This window comes from Flavisolibacter ginsengisoli DSM 18119 (genome assembly GCF_900129295.1).
Taxonomy (GTDB): domain Bacteria; phylum Bacteroidota; class Bacteroidia; order Chitinophagales; family Chitinophagaceae; genus Flavisolibacter; species Flavisolibacter ginsengisoli.
The window spans coordinates 62,240-81,715 of sequence record NZ_FQUU01000021.1 but is presented as its reverse complement, the minus strand read 5'-3'; the positions used below and the strand labels follow the sequence as shown (position 1 = coordinate 81,715).

Sequence of the window (19,476 nt, the reverse complement as noted above, 5' to 3'; positions counted from 1 at the left end):
GAAAATATTTTGCTGAATTTATGTACAAAAGTTGATTGTTATTCGTCTGACCGAACCAAAGCTTGGATTTTCAAATAGCTGATGTAACAATGTCCTGCCCAACTTGCATAAAACCCAATGTTATATACCGCTTTTCTTTCGCTTAAAGTCAACGCCAACTTTAATGTCTCGAATTTTGTTCTTAGTCACTTTGAATTGTCTGCGGAAGAAAAAGTTAGGCTTGAAATATGGTCTTAGCGTAATTAAATAGTCAGAATTTTCTTGCTGTCCACCTACAAACTTATAAGGAAGGTAACCATAAAAGTGAAACTCGAGAGTGTCCTCCTTTTTAAGATTACAACTAAAGAAGTCCATAGATCTGTGTAATGCGGCAACAATAGAGCTGTCAGTTTTTTGTACATATAAAATTTTCACTTTGTCGCCATAAACATCAATAAAATTAAATTTAGAAGTACTGTCGTTTTGCGGGTTGCTTTTGTCAATTGTCACTAAAGGATAAATTACAGTATCCACTTGACTTACAATCTCTACAATATTCTTGTCTACAAATCCCCAATTACCTTTTGTAGTAAAATGATATTCGTCCGGATGGTCAAAAGGATGCAGATAAGGATTAGCATTTATTCTAGTAAAGCTGAAGGTTTTGTCAGAATTAAAAGTAAATGTCGTCTTAGGAACTTTGTCCATACTGTATGAGCCAACAAAATTTGTCTCTGTCACTTTGCAAGAAGCAAAAATTATTATTAAAACTAAGAACTTAACTAGAGTCTTTGTCATCCGGATTTTATCAGAAAAGATGCAGAATGTTTAAAGTTTACACAAAGTGGCATATAACGGAACGTGTATTTATGCAGTGGTGGCATTTCCTGTTCCGTCAGTTTTGGTTAAAGATAATTAGCTGATTTGAAAATCAAAAGCCGGTAACATGCACTTCAGCCACCATTGCATGAATACCATGTTAGCAGCCGCCTTTGTATTCTTCGATGAACACCTTGTCCTGTTTTGCGTAGATGTATCCTTCGCTTTTCTTGTAGTCAGACAGAATATTCTTTGCCAGATGTTTTATCCATTCAGGTGATTTTTCTTCTCTATAGTAAGCATACAACGCTAAAGCATAGCCCCACTCTTTTTGCTTTAGATAGCCGACACTATTATGCCCCCATCCGTCAGAGCCTTGAAAGAACCTGAAAGAAGCATTTGCATTAAAAATTCCAATTCCAAATACAACAGGTGTGAGGTCGGTCAGAAATTCGTCGTTGAAGTCCAGTCGTTTTTCTCCTAAAATTTTTATGTGCGCAAATTCATGAGCTAGTGTTGCAACAAGTTTCTCTGGTTGCGACAGGTTTTGTTGTTCAATGAAGATGTCGTATTTCCCATTTTTGTTTTTGTCAAAGTACAGACCTGCTGCAAGTTTCTCTTTGCTGTTCTTATCCACTTCTGTAAATAGTTGATGACCCATTCCAGCGTCAAACGCTTTTATGCTTTCATCATATGTCTGCAAGTTCACATCATCAAGATTAACATCCATTTGTGTTGCAATAATTTCGGCAGTCTTGATTAGTGATGTCTGGGAGCCGTCGTAACGAATTGGAAAATATTCTGGTGTCGGCATGAGGACCTTTTTAGAAAGAATAGTGTCTTGTCCAAATTGTGTTGCTAACCATAAAAATGCATTCTCCATCCACAAACGCATTTCTTCGTCAAGAGGACAGACATTGTTATTCTTATTTGAGAAAAGTCCGAACATAGGATTTAAGGTGGCTGCTAACAGATATCCGCAATGCCCCTTATAAAACCCCGCAATGTTTAAAATGTTGCGGGCATTGTGGTATACTTTTGAGTTGACCGACTTCGCCGTAAGCTTGCTTATTGGGAAGTAAGTATCAACCTTTCTTTATCATTTACTTGGTTGTTAAATTAAGTTTCAATTTCAACTTCTTCCATTTGCTATGTTTTACTGGCAGTGCGAAGAGTTGATGCTTTAAAAATAGCATTCCGATTCCTTAATTTACAGTTTTCAATACTATTTTATTCTCTCATGGGCATAGATTTATCGTTACGCAAAGGGCTTATAGCGTTACCAATTATTTTTATTTACATCCCTTCCAATTACCAGTCAACCATCATCTCCTTTTTTCCAGGGATTGTACACCTGCACCAGTTGCAACGTTTTGTTTTTACAACAAGGACACTGCCTTATGTCTATGCCATAGTTTTCTATCAGGGTTAGCTCAAGCGGCACTTTCACCAGCCCTTTATGTAAAGGAAGCTTCATTTTTGTGAGCACTTCATTAATACGCCCGTGACGATTTCTGTTACTTAAGTACCCGTATGTCCTTATTTTGGTAAAGCGCTTAGGTAATATATGCTGCTGAAAACGACGGATAAATTCAGCACTGCTCAATGTCATTTGTTTTTGTTTGCCACCGTCAGCATAATCCTTATAGGTAAAACTCACTGTATTTTCCTGATCATTAATACTCACTATCCTGTGGTTGCTGATAGCCACCTTGTGGGTGTAGCGCCCAAGGTATTCAATAACTGCATGTGGCCCTCCAAATGGAGCTTTCGCGTAAACAATCCAGTCTTTATTATACAACAGGTTCAATAGTTCTTTTTCATCGCTCTCACATATAAGCCTCACCCCATCACTGTCAATCAACTTCTTTAGCGCCTGTAAGAACTTTGCTTTGTAAACCTGGCTCATGGCTTTAACCGGAAATAAGAAGCGCCATTGGTTCTTTGTTGCATGCTTCCACTCATTGTTTGTTGTGATACCACCACCACTTACAATGCAGTGCACATGGGGATGAAAACTAAGCTGCTGTCCCCAATTATGGAGTACTGAGACGATGCCAGCAGTAGCTCCCAGGTACCTGGGATCCCTTGCAAAACAAAGTAGCGTCCCGGCAGCTGCATCCATGAGAAGCTTATATAAGACCCTGCGATGGCCCATTACCACACTATTGAGCTCATGGGGCAGGGTAAATACCACATGGTAATATTTTACCGGCAATAGTTCCTGTGTTCTTGCTTCTATCCACTGCTGCTTTTTAATGGCCCCACAATTAGGGCAATGCCTGTCTCTGCAACTGTGGTATTGATATTTTAGGTGTCTGCACTTATCGTCCTGGCACTGGTACAGGTGATATCCAAGCGCCTGGGTGCGGCAGATCCTTATTCGCTGCATCACTTTTTGCACATCTGCATTTAACATCCCTTCTCCTTGCAATACATGCTTCTTTTGCAGTACTTGCTGTAGTGTGGCCTTAGGCGGTACTGTATGTGTCATTTACCCCTTTTATTACTACCAGCTTCCCTCCCAGGTAGTACATCATAAGGGTTTGTTATCTGCTGCCTTCGTTGAGGGCTCAAGTGTAAATAGCGCATGGTGGTCTGCAGGGCGCTGTGGCCCAACAGTTCTTTTACCGTGTGCAGATCTGTTCCATTATCTACCAGGTGTGTGGCAAAGCTGTGGCGGATGGTGTGCACAGTAAACTGTTTTGAGCCCAGTCCTGCCTTTGCCAAAGATATTTGCACCAGGTGCTGGATATTACGCATGCTCATAGGGCAACCCTTTCTGGTGCCATTAAATAAATATTCTTTCGGCTTATAAATAATGTAATAGGCTCTGAGCTCCAGCAGTACTGCCTGGGATAATATAGTGAAGCGATCCTTGGATCCCTTACCCTGCACCACTTTTATGCGCATGTTGTGGCTGTCTATATCAGTTATCTTCAGATGAGCGATCTCACTGAGACGCATGCCAGTACTGTAAAGAAGCATTACAATAGTGCGGTGCTTAATGTTTTTAATGGAATCAATGAGTGTCTTTATTTGTTGGGCACTCATTACCGCAGGGAGTTTACTACTTGGTCTTGGATAGATAAGAGAAGGGATCACGTAAGGCCGTCTGAGCACATGCCGGAAGTAAAAAGAAATGCTTTGGGCTGCCATTCTACACTTTGCCCTGCTGCATCCAAGCGTCTTTGCCAGGTACAGCAAATACTGCAGTAACATATCTTCTGTAAAATCCCCTGGACTAACGTTCCCGTGATAAACAAAAAGATAACGAAGCTCTGAAAGGTAATTACGAATGGTTAGTGGACTGTACTGTCCGATAGATAAATACTCAGAAGTTTTTTCAAGGGCCGCAAGAGCCTGCGGACTCAATGTTTTTTTTCCATGATCTTGTAGTTTAAAAATGAAGGAATACTACAAGTTACAAAGACTCTAAAAACTCATCGCCCTTATAGGCGATGTTGGTTCAACAGTTAGCATTTACGCAATTATACGCAAATAATATTTTTTTAACCTGCTGACTTCCAACAGTTTTCCATTGCGCTATTTTTATTGCGCATTGCGTCAATCATCCTTCCCATTCTATTCCACCTTACTTCCAAAGACTATCCAGTGGACTTTCAATAACAACTAATTTCTCTTTGACAGCATTCAAATAATGGCTGGTTGTTGAGTAAGCAGGGTTTGCAGGCTCAATTCCCCAACCCTAAAATAAGGTGGCTTGAAAAACCGATAACATAATATTATCCAGGGAACCAAATCCATATTCAATCTTATAAGTTAGACCCATTTTATTCCCTCCAATAATAAATAAACCCTCAAACCCAGGTACCCTATCTCTTCACTGTTTATTTACCCTCACCCTGTCCATGGAAAGCGCAGGAAATCCCGAAGATATCCCGAGGATATCCCGAGGATAAGCCGACGATAAGCCGACTCTTATAGAGTCGGGATATCCTCGGGACATCTATGGCTTATGTATGGTATAATACCGGGAAAAGACACCAGGAGATACGTTGTATAGTGCAAATAGCCACGACAATGGCTAGTTCATTATTGGTAGTTCATTAAGCCAAAATGGACCCATTCCAGGCAGTCAAATTAAAGTTCAGTCAATGGAGTTATGTGAAAGAGGTATTCTAATAAGCCCTTTTTTAAAAGGATCATGAGGGAAATTGAATGGTAAAGGGTAATTAAACAATTTATAACCAGTCACTTAGGTTCTGGGCGAAAATTTACTGGAAGTGTTATGGGAATGTTTAGGGTTCAGTGTTCCAGATGCGCCAGCTTTCTTCGGCCTGGAGGATCAGCATGTCATGACCATTGGCTATGCGGGCACCCTGTTCTTCCCCTTTTTGAAGGAACCTGGTTTTTTCAGGGTTGTAGATAAGGTCAAAGAGTAAATGGCGGGACGATACATATTCGTAAGGAATGGGCGGGGCATCATCAACGTTAGGGTACATACCAAGTGGGGTTGTATTAATGATAATGCTGTATTTTTTCAAAATCTCCTCCCCTATATCCTCATATCCTAATCCTTCACCTGTCTTACGCCTTGAAACCAGCTTATATTCAATACCCAGCTCCTTTAAAGCATATTGCACGGCCCTGGCAGCTCCGCCTGAACCCAAAATGAGTGCTTTATCATGCCCAGGCTGTAAATGGGTTTCCAGGGATCTTTTAAACCCCACAACATCCGTATTAAACCCTTTTAATTTACCTCCTGCTATTTTAATACAATTACAGGCTCCTATCTCCTTTACCACATCGGAGGCTTCATCCAAAAAGGGGATCACCTCCTGTTTATAGGGAATGGTAACATTCAGGCCTTCAAGGCCAGGGTTGGACAATAAAAGTGCAGGTAGGTCCTCTATGGTTTGCAACTCAAAGAGGTCGTACCTGCAATTATCAATATGTTCCCTTGCAAACTTTTGGGTAAAATAGTTTTTAGAAAATGAATGCGAAAGCGTTTTTCCTATGAGGCCAAAACGTCTCATTATGCATTTTCTTTATTCAGGTAAAGATGGAATGTGTCACCTCTTAAACCTATACGCATTGTTTCCATGGGTATCACTTCTGTGGGAGCAATATTTCCAAGGTTTACATTGGCACCCAGGAGCTCAATAAAGTAAAGTTGCTGCGCTTTTTGAGGAGCTTCCCATATCACTTTATCTCCAGGGATCTGCGTTAATATTTCCTGCACCAATCCTTCTCTCACTTCACCCGAGCCACGGTAGATACCTACATTTCCTGCTTCACGGGCTTCTGCAATCACATAAGTGGCCCCTGCATTCAATTCTGCACGCATCAATTCTATCCACTTATAAGGTGGAATGATATGAGCTGCATCTTTGCTACCCACCTCACTTAACACGGTGCCATGCTTGGTCAGTTTTTCAATGTAGCCGCATTTCTCAGCATGTGGAATGGTGATAGAACCATCACTAACTTCCATATAGCTGATACCAAAATCCTTACACACTTCTATATAGTCATCAAACTGGTTGCGGATAAGGAAGGCTTCGAAAAGTGTACCTCCAAAATAAACAGGGATATCGTGGGAACGGTATATTTCTAATTTTTCTCTCAGGTTCGGGGTAACAAAAGAAGTTCCGAAACCGAGTTTTATAATATCAACGTGTGGGTTGGAAACACTTAAAAAGTTCCGGGCTTCTTCTACACTAAGGCCTTTGTCCATTACCATAGTGATACCGGCGGTTCTTGGCTTTTGATAGCGATCTGGAATTTGGGAAAGATTAAAATTCATTATTCGGCGGTTGTAAATATTGGGCGCAAAAATAGGGAAGTCTGCAAAACCGGTAGCTGATTATTATCTCCTGCCCTTTTTATATTGGGCTATAAGGTCCACTACGTGAGGATTTTGTAATATAGATGGATTCAATTGAATGAACTTCCTCAAATGCTTTGGGGTAGTGGATAAAGCCTTTTCCAGGTACAATAAAGCCTCTTTTGACTTGTTCATGGCAAACAAAATGGCGCTCAGGTAATACAGGAATACAGCCTTATTATTGGTATGACCAAGGGCGGCCTGTGCCTGTTGTTTGGCCTCTGTATAGAATTCGGCAGTGTAAAGGCAGCGGATCAGGGCTTCCCAGCCGGAAATATTTTTGGGCCTTACTCTTACCGCGGTAGATAAAAACTGGACGGCTTCCTTGATCTCGTTCATCTGCAGCTTACACTCTCCCATCAGGAGGTTATATTCCGCCTGCAGGCGGTGGATCTTGAGTGCTGATTCCAATTGTTTAATGGCGCTGCCATACTGGCCTTCATTATAGTAAGTACAGGCTATTTTGTAATAGAGCTTACTGTCGTCCGGATTGAGGTGCGATGCTTTCCTGTAATGAAACCGTGCCTGTGCATAGTTTTTCAGGTGATCATAGCAATGGCCAATAGCCTCATAGATCACCTCTTCGGGCTTGGATAGTTCCAACACCTTTTCCAAAGCTTCAATGGCCTCCTTGTATTTGCGCAGGCGCAGGTAGGCATCACCGATATTGCGGTAAGCGTAATCAAATTTTTCATCTATTGCCAGGGCATACTGGTAGGCATCTATTGATTTTTCATACAATTTCAACCCCTGGTAAGCAGCAGCCAGGTTGAACCAGGCCAGCTCACTGAACGGGTGTTCTTCAATTATAGCCCTGTGCAGTTTGATGCTTTCCTCGTTGCGGCCGGTAAAGTCTGTCCAGAAACAGATCTTGTATAACGCTTCTTCGTTAGTGGCATCTTCCTCGAGGATCACTTTAAGGCAGTCAAATACCTTGTCAAATTCTTCGTAATCATCATATACATCCGCGAGTTCGAAAAGCAATTCTATCTTTTCCTCCCCTTCAAAGGATGCAACTGCTTTTTCCAGTAGTTCCACCGCCTGTTCATGTTTATCCATGGCCAGGTAGGCATCGGTCTTCAAAATATAGAGGTTGATATCCCTGGCATCGAAAAGTTCAGCCCTTTCCAAAAGTTCCAGGGCCTCCCTGTATTTTCGGGTAGCTAACAGCAGGTCAGCCTTACGAATGAGCAAGGGAGCAGAAAAAGGGAAATATTCAATAGCTGTTTCAGCGGCTTCAAGGGCTTTACTGATCTCTTCCTGTTCATCATAATAGTCGATGATCTTTTCAAAAGCCTCTTCTTCCAGGAATATGCCTGACCCGCCATTACGGAGGTTATTATAATGCTTTAATAGTTCATCAATACTTTCACGGTCATGGTATGGATCACTGATCATGTATTATTCTTCTATAACAAATTACTCTTTCAAACAAAATCTACCAACTTTCTGCAACATTTTCTTTCCCTGTGCGTTAAACTAAATGTAAAGAATGGAACCTGTGGTTGAAAGAATGTTAATATTTTTTACTACTTTTGTGCCAGAATGAACCTGACCGCCAAAATAAGCAAACACATCTTAAAGAGAAAGCTGGTTACTGCTGTGCTTATAACTGCTTCACTGGCAGCGTTTGCAGCTTTAGGCGATGGCGGTAAGAAATTCAAAAAGCTATCTAATACTTCTCCTTTTACTCCAAGCGCCAAGAATTTCAATCTTCGTTCGGGGTACAATTACAAGAGCAATAATTTATTCAGCTCAACGCCAGAAAAGCAGTTCATCATGCTGAATACTGTGGCAACCTATCAAAAAGGCAATGCTACGTATGTACTTCCCTTGAAAAAGAAGGTGATGCTTGGCAAGATCAAGTTCAATCCTGCTCTTTAATTATCTATACTTTTAATTTAATCTTTATTTATTACAGGCCTTTCTTGCTTTCATTATAGGTCAGCATTCTGTACCCGGATTTGGGAATATCGAATTTAGCGGCTGGTACAGGGCTGAAACTAATTTTAGATACAGTATAGGTGACCTTCAAATTACCCATGTTGGTTTCATACTCTAGCGCAAGACCTGGCAGATCTTTATTGGCGTATTGAAAATCTTTGTTCTCGGGCAACAGGTCTGTTGTGTACCAAACGGTGAATGTTGTACCATCTTTCAGCTTGCCTATGGCTTTACTGGCCTTATAACCAAGAATGGTTTTTGAAGCTGAATTATCGTAAGTAAAACTTACATCCTCATACTTTTTATTGGCATCTTTCCAATCTTCGGGTTTCAGGTTGATAAGGTATTTCTGCTCGCCATATTCCTTTAAAATGACAATGGTATTTTTTGTTCCGTCAATTATGGTGGATTGAGTACCAAGAGGACTCACCATTTCGGTGCGGGTTTTAGGCCCCTTGATATATACCGCGCTTGTTGCTCCATCAAGGAAGTCGGCGCCCTGTGGTTTATCTGTGCCGGTATTGATTACTATATCATAGGAAATAGTTCCTTCCGATAACCTTTTCTGGGCCATTAAAGGCAGTGTGACTATCACCAGTAGGGCAACTAAAACCAGGCTATAATGTTTCATAATTCTTTATTGTTCTTCTATAGACGAGTCAAATATCTTAATAAGTTGCGTAAACAAAAATCCCGTCTTGTTAAAAGACGGGATTTGTTAAAGTTGTAAGAGTTAGTTCTTATTTTTTTTCTGCATATCCTGCATTTTTTTCTGCTGCTCCTGCATCTGCTCCAGCCGTTCTGCCCATTTAGTCTTTGTCTTTGGCTTTTTGCGGTTCACTTCAATTTTAGCCAAAATTTTATCATGGTCAATAATATAATTCTGAATTATAAATTGAAGCGTAAGGGTAATAATATTTGAAATAGTATAATACCAGGTCAGTCCTGAGGGTAATCCATTGAACACAAATAATAATACGATAGGGAAAAAGTAAGGCATATACTTCAGAACCGGGTTGCCCTGGTCCGGGGTCATGCTCATACTATATATTGATATTAAAAAGCTGGTAGCTACAGCAGTTATGGTGAACAGGCTAAGGTGATTGCCTAATAGAGGCATATTAAAACCAAAGTGTATGATACTATCATACTGCGAGAGGTCATCTGCCCATAGGAAGTTTTTACCCCTCAGGGCCACATTGGAATTAAAGAAACTATACAAGGCAAAGAATATAGGTACCTGTAACAATCCTGGAATACATCCTCCCAATGGATTTACGCCTGCCTCGCGGAACAGTTTCATTTGCTCCATGCTTATTTGCTGCTGGTCGCTGCCATATTTTGCTTTCAGTTGCTCTATCTCGGGGCGCAGCACTTTCATTTTGGCACCACTGAGGTAGCTGGAATAAGTAAGGGGTGATATTAACAAACGAATGAAAAGTGTCAGAAGAAGGATTACGATACCATAGTTATGGGCAAATTTGGTAAAGAAGTCAAATACAGGAAGAATAACCCAACGATTGATGTATTTAACAAAGGAAAATATGCCGCTACCCAGGTTCACCATGTCTTCCATATCATTGCCATAAGCCTTCAATATCTTATAATCCGTAGGACCATAATAAATTGACAATGGAATAGAAGCATTAGCTGAAGGGACGTGCACCTTTAAATTGGCAATTGCCTGTACTACAGTGTTAGAATCTGTGGTGGCCGGGGCTGTCCAGTCTATACTGCCCGAGGTAAAGTTGTTTTTAGCGATCAAAGTGGTATTAAAGAATTGCTGCTTTACAGAAACCCAGTTTACCGGCTTTTTGAACTCCTCTGTATTACTGCTCATGGCAGAACTATGATCATATTCACCATCTACCCTATAGCTAACCTGTGATTGCTGTCTTTCGTACTTGAGGTCCTTCTGTAATTGAATGGCCTTATTTTGCCATGTGAGGTTCAGTGTATTATTGGAAAGCAGTTGGTCCGCACCTGTGATCTCAAGGTTGAAATCAAGCATGTAACCAGGTTTTAAGATAAACTGGTGCCTGATGGTTTTTCCTGCAGAAGGCAGTTCATAGGTGATCACAGTGGAATTATCAGCATTTTTGGTAACCTGCCCACCTGTGAAATAAAAACTGCTGATGGAAGCAGTTGTATTAGGAGCCGGAATAATGGTATAATCTATTTTATCAAAGCTGCTGGATGCCAGCTTAACATTATTACTATCGGGCGCCTTAAAATTTTTAAGTTCCACGCTTTTGGGCTGGCCGCCCTTATTGGAAAAAGTTACCTTGATAACATCATTTTCAACAACTGTTGTTTGCTCAGTACCAGTACTATATGCACCAAAATCGCCAGCAATGGCAGGACGTTGTATTGAGTCTGTGCCAAGACTGTCAGTTCTTTGCGGTGTAGTAGTGATCTTTGGCTGATTAGCTTTAGCTATAGAATCCTGCTTAGCCCTTTGCTTTTGATAAGCAACCTGTTGCTGATTATTGAAATAAAAATATCCAAAGAACAACAGAGCGAGTACAACAAAACCGATAACGGTATTACGGTCGAAATTCATCTTGTAGTAAATGATTTGGAACCAGATATGTTTAAGCCTGACTGGCTTTCATATCCCTGTCCTTATTAAAGTCGGCAAAGATAGGCAGAACTCTCAATTGGCCGGATGAATTAAGGCACAAGGAGAACTTAAATATTATGTTAAGCTCAAACCTGTGCGTGTAATGTAAAAGTATGTATCTGATCAAATCATTTCGCCCTGTAATAAAGGGTTCCTGGCGGTGATCTTTTGTTCATTAAAGGCTTTGGCAGCTCCAACAAAGTGAACAAAAAGAGGGTGTGGGTTTTCCACTGTACTCTTTAGTTCAGGGTGGTATTGGCATCCTATAAAGAAGGGGTGATTGGCCACTTCCATGATCTCTACCAGCCCTGTTTCAGGATTGCGACCGCTTGCGATCATACCATTTTGCTCATATTGATCGAGGTATTTATTATTAAATTCATAGCGGTGCCTGTGCCTTTCATTGATCAAGGTAGTTCCATATATCTTATGAGCCAGGGTACCTTCTTTTATTTCGCATGGATATGATCCCAGGCGCATGGTGCCACCCTTGGCCGTAATTTTCTTTTGTTCCTCCATCATGTCAATAACCGGTTCAGCAGCATGGGGGTCCATTTCGGAGGACTGGGCATTTTTGATCCCCAAAATGTCACGTCCATATTCAATCACTGCCATTTGCATTCCCAGGCAGATGCCAAAGAAGGGCAAACCGGTTTCTCTTGCAAATTTCACAGCTGTGATCTTTCCTTCTACTCCCCTATGGCCAAAGCCTGGGGCTACTAATAATCCATCCAGGTTTGCCAGTTTTTCGGCTACATTTTCACATGTGATGAACTCTGAATGGATGGGCACAACCTGCACTTTACATTCGTTTATAGCACCGGCATGCACGAAAGATTCTAATATAGACTTGTAGGCATCCTGGAGCTCCACATATTTCCCTATAAGGCCAATAGTGATCCTTGCCTTGGGATATTTTAATTTATCAAGGAATTCCTTCCATCTTGCCAGTTCAGGCTCGTGGTAATTTGAAATATTCAGCTTCTTTAAAACAATGAGATCCAATTTCTCATTCATCATCAGCAAAGGCACTTCATAAATGGTATTGGCATCAGGCGCCTCTATTACGGCCTCGGTTTTTACATTGCAGAAAAGAGCGATCTTTTTCTTTAATTCAATGGTAAGCGGTTCCTCTGTTCGGCATACAAGCACATCGGGGAATACGCCGCTTTCACTCAGCAATTTCACAGAGTGCTGGGTAGGTTTTGTCTTTAATTCTTTTGCGGCTTTCAGGTAAGGAATAAGCGTCAGGTGTACTACCAGCAGGTCTTCTTCGGGTAACTCCCATTGCAATTGGCGGATAGCTTCTATGTAGGGCAATGATTCAATATCGCCTACTGTACCTCCAATTTCAGAAATAACAATATCATATTCATTTTTCTGACCCAGTAGCACCATTCTTCTTTTGATCTCGTCGGTGATATGCGGGATCACCTGAACGGTTTTACCGAGGTAAGAACCTTCACGTTCTTTATTAATAACCGTCTGGTATATGCGGCCCGTGGTAACATTGTTTGCCTGGGAAGTAAATATGTTGAGAAACCTTTCATAATGGCCAAGGTCAAGGTCTGTTTCGGCGCCATCTTCAGTTACAAAACATTCTCCATGCTCATAAGGGTTCAATGTACCAGGATCTACATTAATATACGGGTCAAACTTTTGAATGGTGACCCGCAGTCCTCTTGCCTGTAATAGTTTGGCAAGTGAGGCTGCAATGATGCCCTTACCTAAAGAAGAAGTAACTCCGCCTGTAACAAAAATATATTTAGCCATTATCAATGGTTTGCCCTGTTATTGAACAGGAGTTTGAAAATTATATTTGTTGAATAAGAAATAAGCAACATTGTTTTCCTACTGGCCAGGACTTTTGTCCAAAGGCAAATTGCATCCCTTCGGATTACAATCTCAAATCAATGTAAATGTGCTTACTCTATTGACCGTGCGGAATGGTCAAAATATTCCGGGGGGTCATGCAAACCTACGCCTATTTTTTAAGCGGGAAAAAGCTTTTAACAAACCTGTGGATAAAGGGTGTTTAAATCTTTAGAGCATTCCTAAAGCTTCTGATTCAATTTCTTTAGATAAATGCTTTTCAATGGAAGCATCATAGAGTTCCTTCCAATAGTGGATATCTCCCCATTCTTCCCCGTCTATCTCCACCTTCCCGGTAGAAACTATACCAATTTCATAGTGAGGAAAGTGCCTTATTGTATTTTCGAAGGCCTCAAAATGCGCAGGGGAAACAGATACAACCACGCGGCTCTGGCTTTCCCCAAACAGGAAGGCATCTTTGCGAAGATCTTTATGGGTGCGAACGGTGAAGCCTAACTCATTGGTAAACCCGCTTTCGCACAGTGTAATGAACAGGCCACCCTCACTCAGGTCGTGTGCCGATTCAATAACTCCTTCCTTTATAAGCTCTGATATCTTATGCTGCAGGTCATATTCTTCCTCCAGGTCAAAATAAGGAGCCGGGGAATATTCCACTCCTTTTAATTTATGCAGGTATTCTGAGCAGTTTATATCATCCTTCATATGCCCGATAATAAAAATGGAATCTCCCTCGGTTTTAAAATTGAGGGTCATCTTTTTACCAGGATGTTCCACCAAACCAACCATTCCAATTGTTGGGGTGGGATATACAGGACCTTCGGGGTTCTGGTTGTAAAAACTAACATTACCCCCAGTAACCGGGGTATCAAATTTCCTGCAAGCCTCTCCCATTCCTTTAATGGCATTTACAAACTGGTAATAGACCTCCGGATCGAAGGGATTACCAAAATTCAGGCAATTGGTAACACCCAGTGGTTGACCGCCACTGCAAACAATATTGCGTGCAGCTTCCGAAACAGCTATCATAGCACCTTTATAAGGATCGGCATATACATAGCGGCTATTGCAATCAACTGTCACGGCCAGTGCTTTTCCTGTTTCACGGACAAGAACAATGGCAGCATCACTGGGATTATTGGTGGAAGCATTAACAGTCCCCACCATGCTGTCGTATTGATTATATATCCATCTTTTAGATGCAATGGAAGGCAATTGTACCAATTGTGCTGCCAGCTCTTTCAAATTTTTAGGCTCTTCAATCTGATTGATATCGAAGTTCTCAATTTTATCAAAGTAGGCAGGCCTGCGGAAATCCCTGTTGTATTGGGGAGCACCTCCTCCTAAAACCAATTCCTGTGCAGGTATTTGTGCTTCCAGCTCACCATTGATATAAAAACTTAATAGTCCATCAGTAGTTACTTCACCTATTACTGAACTTTCCAAATCCCATTTATCAAATACCTTCCTGACTACATCTTCCTTACCTTTTTCCACTACCAGCAACATCCTTTCCTGGCTTTCACTTAACAGTAATTCCCAGGCCTTCATATGATGTTGCCTGGTAGGCACTTTATCAAGATCTATGCGCATGCCCACTTCACCTTTAGCACTCATTTCGGCAGTGGAACAAATGATGCCCGCCGCTCCCATATCCTGCATGCCTACAACAGCACCGGTTTCGATCACCTCAAGACATGCTTCCAGTAACTTCTTCTCCTGGAAGGGGTCACCCACCTGCACTGCGGGCAATTCTTCTGTACTTTCCGCAGTAATGTCTGCAGAAGCAAATGAAGCGCCACCTATACCATCCTTTCCTGTAGCACTCCCCACATACATCACGGGGTTACCTTCGCCAAGAGCGGTAGCGGAAACTGTTTTTCCTGCTTTAACGATTCCCACACTCATGGCATTAACTAGTGGATTGGTATGATAACAATCTTCAAAATAAATCTCTCCGCCAACAGTAGGAACACCAAAACAATTTCCATAATGGCCAATGCCATGTACCACACCCGCCAAAAGATGTTGCGTTTTGGCTTCTTCCAGGTTACCGAAGCGCAGGGAATTTAAAGCAGCAATAGGCCGTGCACCCATGGTAAATATATCCCTGTGAATACCACCCACCCCTGTGGCTGCTCCCTGGAAAGGTTCTATGGCAGAAGGGTGATTGTGCGATTCAATTTTAAATACTACACCGTAACCATCACCAATATCCATCAATCCGGCATTTTCCTCACCTGCCTTTACCAACATCCTCGAACCTTCTCTTGGTAAGGTCTTTAGCCATTTGATGGAATTTTTATAACTGCAATGTTCACTCCACATCCCGGAAAATGCACAGAGCTCATTAAAATTGGGTGTGCGACCTAACTTTTCTTTTATGAGTTCGAATTCTTCTTCAGTGAGGCGAAGTTGCTGGGCTGTTTTTGCAGTGATTTCCATGATAGTATAATGAAAGGCGCAAAGCTAAGGCCTAAAATGTTTAAAATACCAACACGTTAATCGCCATAAAGGATTAATGATGGTATTGAATTGATTGATATATCTGTTAGTGCAATTTCCATCGTTGGCAGTTATCGACTAGTTTTGGTATTTTGCGCCAATAAACTGAAACGGGTTGGATCATTTGTTGTTTGCTGCTTATCTTATTTTTTTCGCATGGCTGATCACCAGGATCAAATTTTTCACTAAATCCGGATTAACGACCTCGCAATTGATCATTCTTTTTTTATTAAAAGTAATGGCGGGTATAGTCTATGGATGGATAGGTGTGTACTATGGCCAGATGGCGCAGATGGTGGATACATGGGCTTATCATTATGAAAGTATTCAGGAATATCATTTATTGATCTCGGACCCTGCAGAATTTGTGGCCAGTTTATTCCGAAGCAATTACGAAAACGGGTATACCAATTTCCTGCAAAGCCACAATTCATGGTGGAATGACCTGAAAGCCAACTTCCTTATCAAGATCATGGCTATCTGGAATGTTTTCAGTTTTGCACATTATTATATCAACCTGATCTTTTATTCCTTCATTACCTTATTTGGACCCATCGCCATTTACAGGGTTATGAAAGATATTTTCCCAAGAAGAAAGATACCGGTATTGATAGCCACATTTTTAATACCTTCTTTTATTTACTGGACCAGTGGATTGCATAAAGAGGGGTTGATCTTTACAGGTCTCGGTCTGATCTGCTATCATTTATATTTTGGCTTTAAAGAGAAACGTTTTTCCTTACAGCGGGTTTTACTGATCATTTTAGGATTCCTGCTTGTGTTGATATTTAGAAATTTCCTTATCCTCCCACTGCTGACAGCAGTATTAGCCTGGGTTGCCAGTGAGAAGCTGAAACATAAACTGAAACCCATTAAAGTTTACGGGGTAATTTACCTGGCAGCGTTGCTGATCTTCTTTTGTGGAAAGTTCATTCATCCCAGGCTTGATTTCCTGGATGCTGTGGCTGTGAAACAAAAAGAATTTATGAACCTTGGAGGAGGTTCTGCTATCCAGGTTGATTCATTAGAACCTACCATTTCCAGCTTTATCGTAAATGCGCCACAGGCATTTTTATTAAGTACTATCCGTCCGTTTCCTTCGGATGTTCACCACCTGTTATCCCTTGCTGCCGCCGCAGAGATCAACACCGTGCTTTTACTGTTTGTGATTTTTCTATTCTGGAGGAGGAACGGCATACCAATGAATACTTTTCTGTTATTCTGCCTATTCTTTTCCTTTTCGGTATTAATGATGATAGGTTATAGCGTAAATGTGCTGGGGGCCATTGTAAGGTATCGAAGTATTGTTATACCATTTTTGATAGTGCCGCTTATGGCCAGGATAAATTGGGATAAGGTTGGGACGATAACGCTAGGTAACATGAACAATAAAAATAATGTTTGATTTTTTATTATTTACTGCTGAATTTTGTAATGTTTAGAGTTAATTTTTAATGATTTCCTTATAGTTATCCTCTTTTTCTTCACATTTCACTAAAATTTTTAAAATTATTGGATAGGTTTTAATTTCTTTGCTCAAAAGATTAAAGTCTATGTCACTTCGATTTAATGCACTCAATAACCTGTTGAATTCGCAAACCGTGCAACCGGGCAATTCAACAAAGATCACAGCCATTTTCGCGGAGAATGTATTTACCCACCAGGTGGCAAGGCAATTTTTAAGTGATGAAGCTTTTAAAAGCTTATTAGGATCTATCAGGGCAGGCCAGAAAATTGACCGTTCAATGGCTGCGCAAATTGCCAATGGCATCAGGGCCTGGGCTGATACAAAAGGAGTAACGCATTTTACCCATTGGTTTCAACCATTAACTGGTACCACTGCCGAAAAGCATGATTCGTTTTTTACATTAAAGAGTGATGGCACTCCCATAGAGCAATTTGAGGGTGATGCCCTTATTCAGCAGGAACCGGATGCATCTTCTTTTCCCAGCGGAGGCTTGCGTGCAACTTTCGAGGCTCGTGGCTATACTGCATGGGATCCTTCTTCCCCTGCTTTCATCATGGATACAGGCTATGGTAAAACTTTATGTATACCTACCATATTTGTTTCGTACACAGGAGAGTCACTTGATTATAAAGCACCGCTGCTAAAAGCTATAGAAGCTTTGAACCATGCAGCTGTAGATGTATGTAATTATTTTGACAGGAATGTAGCTCACGTAACTCCAACATTAGGATGGGAACAGGAATATTTTATTGTTGATGAAGGATTGTTTAATGCAAGACCAGACCTGGTACTTTGTGGCCGGACAGTTTTTGGACATAACCCTGCAAAAGGACAACAACTGGAGGACCATTATTTTGGTTCCATTCCTGAAAGGATCTATGCCTTCATGCTGGATTATGAAAATGAAGCTTATAAATTGGGTATTCCGCTTCGCACCCGTCACAATGAAGTGGCTCCCGCCCAGTTTGAATGTGCACCAATATTTGAAGAAGTAAATCTTGCAGTAGATCATAATACTCTATTGATGGATATTATGACACGTGTGGCTGCCCGTCATAAACTCAGAGTGCTTTTGCATGAAAAGCCATTTGCAGGCATTAATGGAAGCGGAAAACACAATAACTGGAGCATGGCAACAGATACAGGTGTTAACCTGCTGGCTCCCGGTAAAACTCCCAAAACCAATTTAATGTTCCTGGCATTTTTTGTTAACAGCATTAAAGCTGTACACGATTATTCAGATCTATTGAGGGCTTCTATTGCTTCAGCAAGTAATGATTTTCGCCTTGGCGCCAATGAAGCACCTCCTGCCATTATCTCCGTATTTATAGGTGAATATCTTACCAAGGTTTTACAGGATGTAAAAGCCAGGGTAACAGAAAAAATGGATGAGACGGATGAAAGCATGCTGAAGATAGATATCCATCGCAGCATACCGGAATTATTAATGGATAATACGGACAGGAACCGCACTTCCCCATTTGCTTTTACAGGAAATAAATTTGAATTCAGGGCAGTAGGATCATCAGCCAACTGCGCGAATGCCATGACTGTGCTGAATACGATAATGGCTGACACACTGAAGAAATTTAAAAAGGATGTAGATGGCCTGATTGAAAAAGGAGAGAAAAAAGAAATAGCCATCATGCATACCATCAGGGAATACATTGTGGCCAGTGAAAAAATATTGTTTGAAGGTGATGGCTACAGCGCAGAATGGGAGAAAGAAGCAGAACGCCGCGGATTGCCCAATGTAAAAACAACGCCGCTTGCCCTGGATGCCATGGTAACTGAAAAAGCAAAGAAGCTTTTCTCTGATAATAATATCTATTCTCATCCTGAGCTGGAAGCACGTCACGAGATTGAGTTGGAAAAGTATATCAAGAAAGTACAAATAGAAAGCAGGCTAATGGCCGAGCTATCAACGAGTCATGTTCTTCCGGCTGCAGTACGTTACCAAAATATTCTGGTTGAGAATGTAAAAGGTTTGAAAGATATAGGACTTGGAGATGCTGCTTGCGCTCAAAGAACTGAAATACTTTCTAAGATCTCAGAGCATATCAATAAAGTAAGCGAGCTAACAGTTGCCATGATCGAAGCCAGGAAAAAAGCTAATAACCTTACAGATACCAGAGGTAAAGCACTGGCTTATTGTACAGATGTCAAGGAGAAGTTCTTTGATGAGCTGAGATACCATGTTGACAAGCTTGAGCTGATGGTAGATGACAAAGAATGGTACTTACCTAAATACAGGGAACTTGTATTTTTAAGATAATAAAATAGTCTACATTAAAAATCCCGCCTCACAGCGGGATTTTTAATTTTTATAGTCTGGCAACTAACAAGTTCTCTTAATGCGATGCATTAAGCTTTCAAAGTCCAGCTACAATAACTTAAATGAATACAACGGATAGCGTGATAATGATCGCTAATACCACTGCAACGATTAAAGTGTCC

Annotated in this window: 14 protein-coding genes; 3 read left to right on the top strand and 11 right to left on the bottom strand. The window is 41.1% G+C overall.

All coding sequences use genetic code 11. The features are described 5' to 3' along the window. Window positions 1-120: 120 nt before the first annotated feature. The 7 genes from BUA53_RS18420 to BUA53_RS18390 all read right to left on the bottom strand — a co-directional run bounded on the left by BUA53_RS18420 (window position 121) and on the right by BUA53_RS18390 (window position 8,047). Entirely contained in the window at window positions 121-687 is a 567-nt protein-coding gene (locus BUA53_RS18420) for a hypothetical protein (protein WP_217653031.1), read from the bottom strand. Window positions 688-958: 271 nt separating this feature from the next. Beyond that, the gene (locus tag BUA53_RS18415; RefSeq protein ID WP_072836867.1) at window positions 959-1,747 is read right to left on the bottom strand and encodes a hypothetical protein; all 789 of its coding nucleotides are present in this window, start codon (window positions 1,745-1,747) and stop codon (window positions 959-961) included. A gap of 369 nt (window positions 1,748-2,116) precedes the next feature. Continuing rightward, window positions 2,117-3,292, bottom strand: coding sequence for an IS91 family transposase (locus tag BUA53_RS18410; RefSeq protein ID WP_072836866.1), 1,176 nt, complete (start codon window positions 3,290-3,292; stop codon window positions 2,117-2,119). Next, a complete protein-coding gene (locus BUA53_RS18405; RefSeq protein WP_072836865.1) occupies window positions 3,289-4,173 on the bottom strand; it encodes a tyrosine-type recombinase/integrase in 885 nt (294 codons plus the stop codon). Before BUA53_RS18405 ends, BUA53_RS18410 begins: the two co-directional genes overlap by 4 nt. An 887-nt stretch (window positions 4,174-5,060) precedes the next feature. Continuing rightward, a complete protein-coding gene (locus BUA53_RS18400) occupies window positions 5,061-5,798 on the bottom strand; it encodes a shikimate dehydrogenase family protein (protein ID WP_072836864.1) in 738 nt (245 codons plus the stop codon). Beyond that, window positions 5,798-6,568, bottom strand: a complete 771-nt coding sequence (locus BUA53_RS18395) for a phosphosulfolactate synthase (protein ID WP_072836863.1) — start codon at window positions 6,566-6,568, stop codon at window positions 5,798-5,800. Before BUA53_RS18395 ends, BUA53_RS18400 begins: the two co-directional genes overlap by 1 nt. 63 nt (window positions 6,569-6,631) lie before the next feature. Continuing rightward, a complete protein-coding gene (locus BUA53_RS18390) occupies window positions 6,632-8,047 on the bottom strand; it encodes a tetratricopeptide repeat protein (protein ID WP_072836862.1) in 1,416 nt (471 codons plus the stop codon). A gap of 147 nt (window positions 8,048-8,194) precedes the next feature. Between BUA53_RS18390 and BUA53_RS18385 the strand changes: the two genes are divergently transcribed. Continuing rightward, window positions 8,195-8,533 (top strand): hypothetical protein, encoded by a 339-nt coding sequence (locus tag BUA53_RS18385; RefSeq protein ID WP_072836861.1) that lies wholly within the window; start codon window positions 8,195-8,197, stop codon window positions 8,531-8,533. A 31-nt stretch (window positions 8,534-8,564) separates the two neighbouring features. Here the strand turns inward: BUA53_RS18385 and BUA53_RS18380 are convergent, their stop codons facing one another. The 4 genes from BUA53_RS18380 to purL form a co-directional block, all read right to left on the bottom strand. Beyond that, window positions 8,565-9,224, bottom strand: coding sequence for a hypothetical protein (locus BUA53_RS18380; protein ID WP_072836860.1), 660 nt, complete (start codon window positions 9,222-9,224; stop codon window positions 8,565-8,567). Between the two features lie 102 nt (window positions 9,225-9,326). Continuing rightward, on the bottom strand, window positions 9,327-11,156 hold the full coding sequence (gene yidC / locus BUA53_RS18375; protein ID WP_072836859.1) for a membrane protein insertase YidC: 1,830 nt from the start codon (window positions 11,154-11,156) through the stop codon (window positions 9,327-9,329). A 183-nt stretch (window positions 11,157-11,339) separates the two neighbouring features. Further along, entirely contained in the window at window positions 11,340-12,989 is a 1,650-nt protein-coding gene (locus tag BUA53_RS18370) for a CTP synthase (protein WP_072836858.1), read from the bottom strand. A gap of 270 nt (window positions 12,990-13,259) precedes the next feature. Further along, on the bottom strand, window positions 13,260-15,491 hold the full coding sequence (gene purL / locus BUA53_RS18365) for a phosphoribosylformylglycinamidine synthase subunit PurL (RefSeq protein ID WP_072836857.1): 2,232 nt from the start codon (window positions 15,489-15,491) through the stop codon (window positions 13,260-13,262). Between the two features lie 175 nt (window positions 15,492-15,666). On the opposite strand from purL, the gene BUA53_RS18360 reads away from it, so the two are divergent. Continuing rightward, window positions 15,667-16,956, top strand: a complete 1,290-nt coding sequence (locus BUA53_RS18360) for a hypothetical protein (protein WP_072836856.1) — start codon at window positions 15,667-15,669, stop codon at window positions 16,954-16,956. 148 nt (window positions 16,957-17,104) lie between these two features. Continuing rightward, the gene (locus BUA53_RS18355) at window positions 17,105-19,294 is read left to right on the top strand and encodes a glutamine synthetase III family protein (protein WP_072836855.1); all 2,190 of its coding nucleotides are present in this window, start codon (window positions 17,105-17,107) and stop codon (window positions 19,292-19,294) included. The last annotated feature ends 182 nt before the right edge of the window (window positions 19,295-19,476 follow it).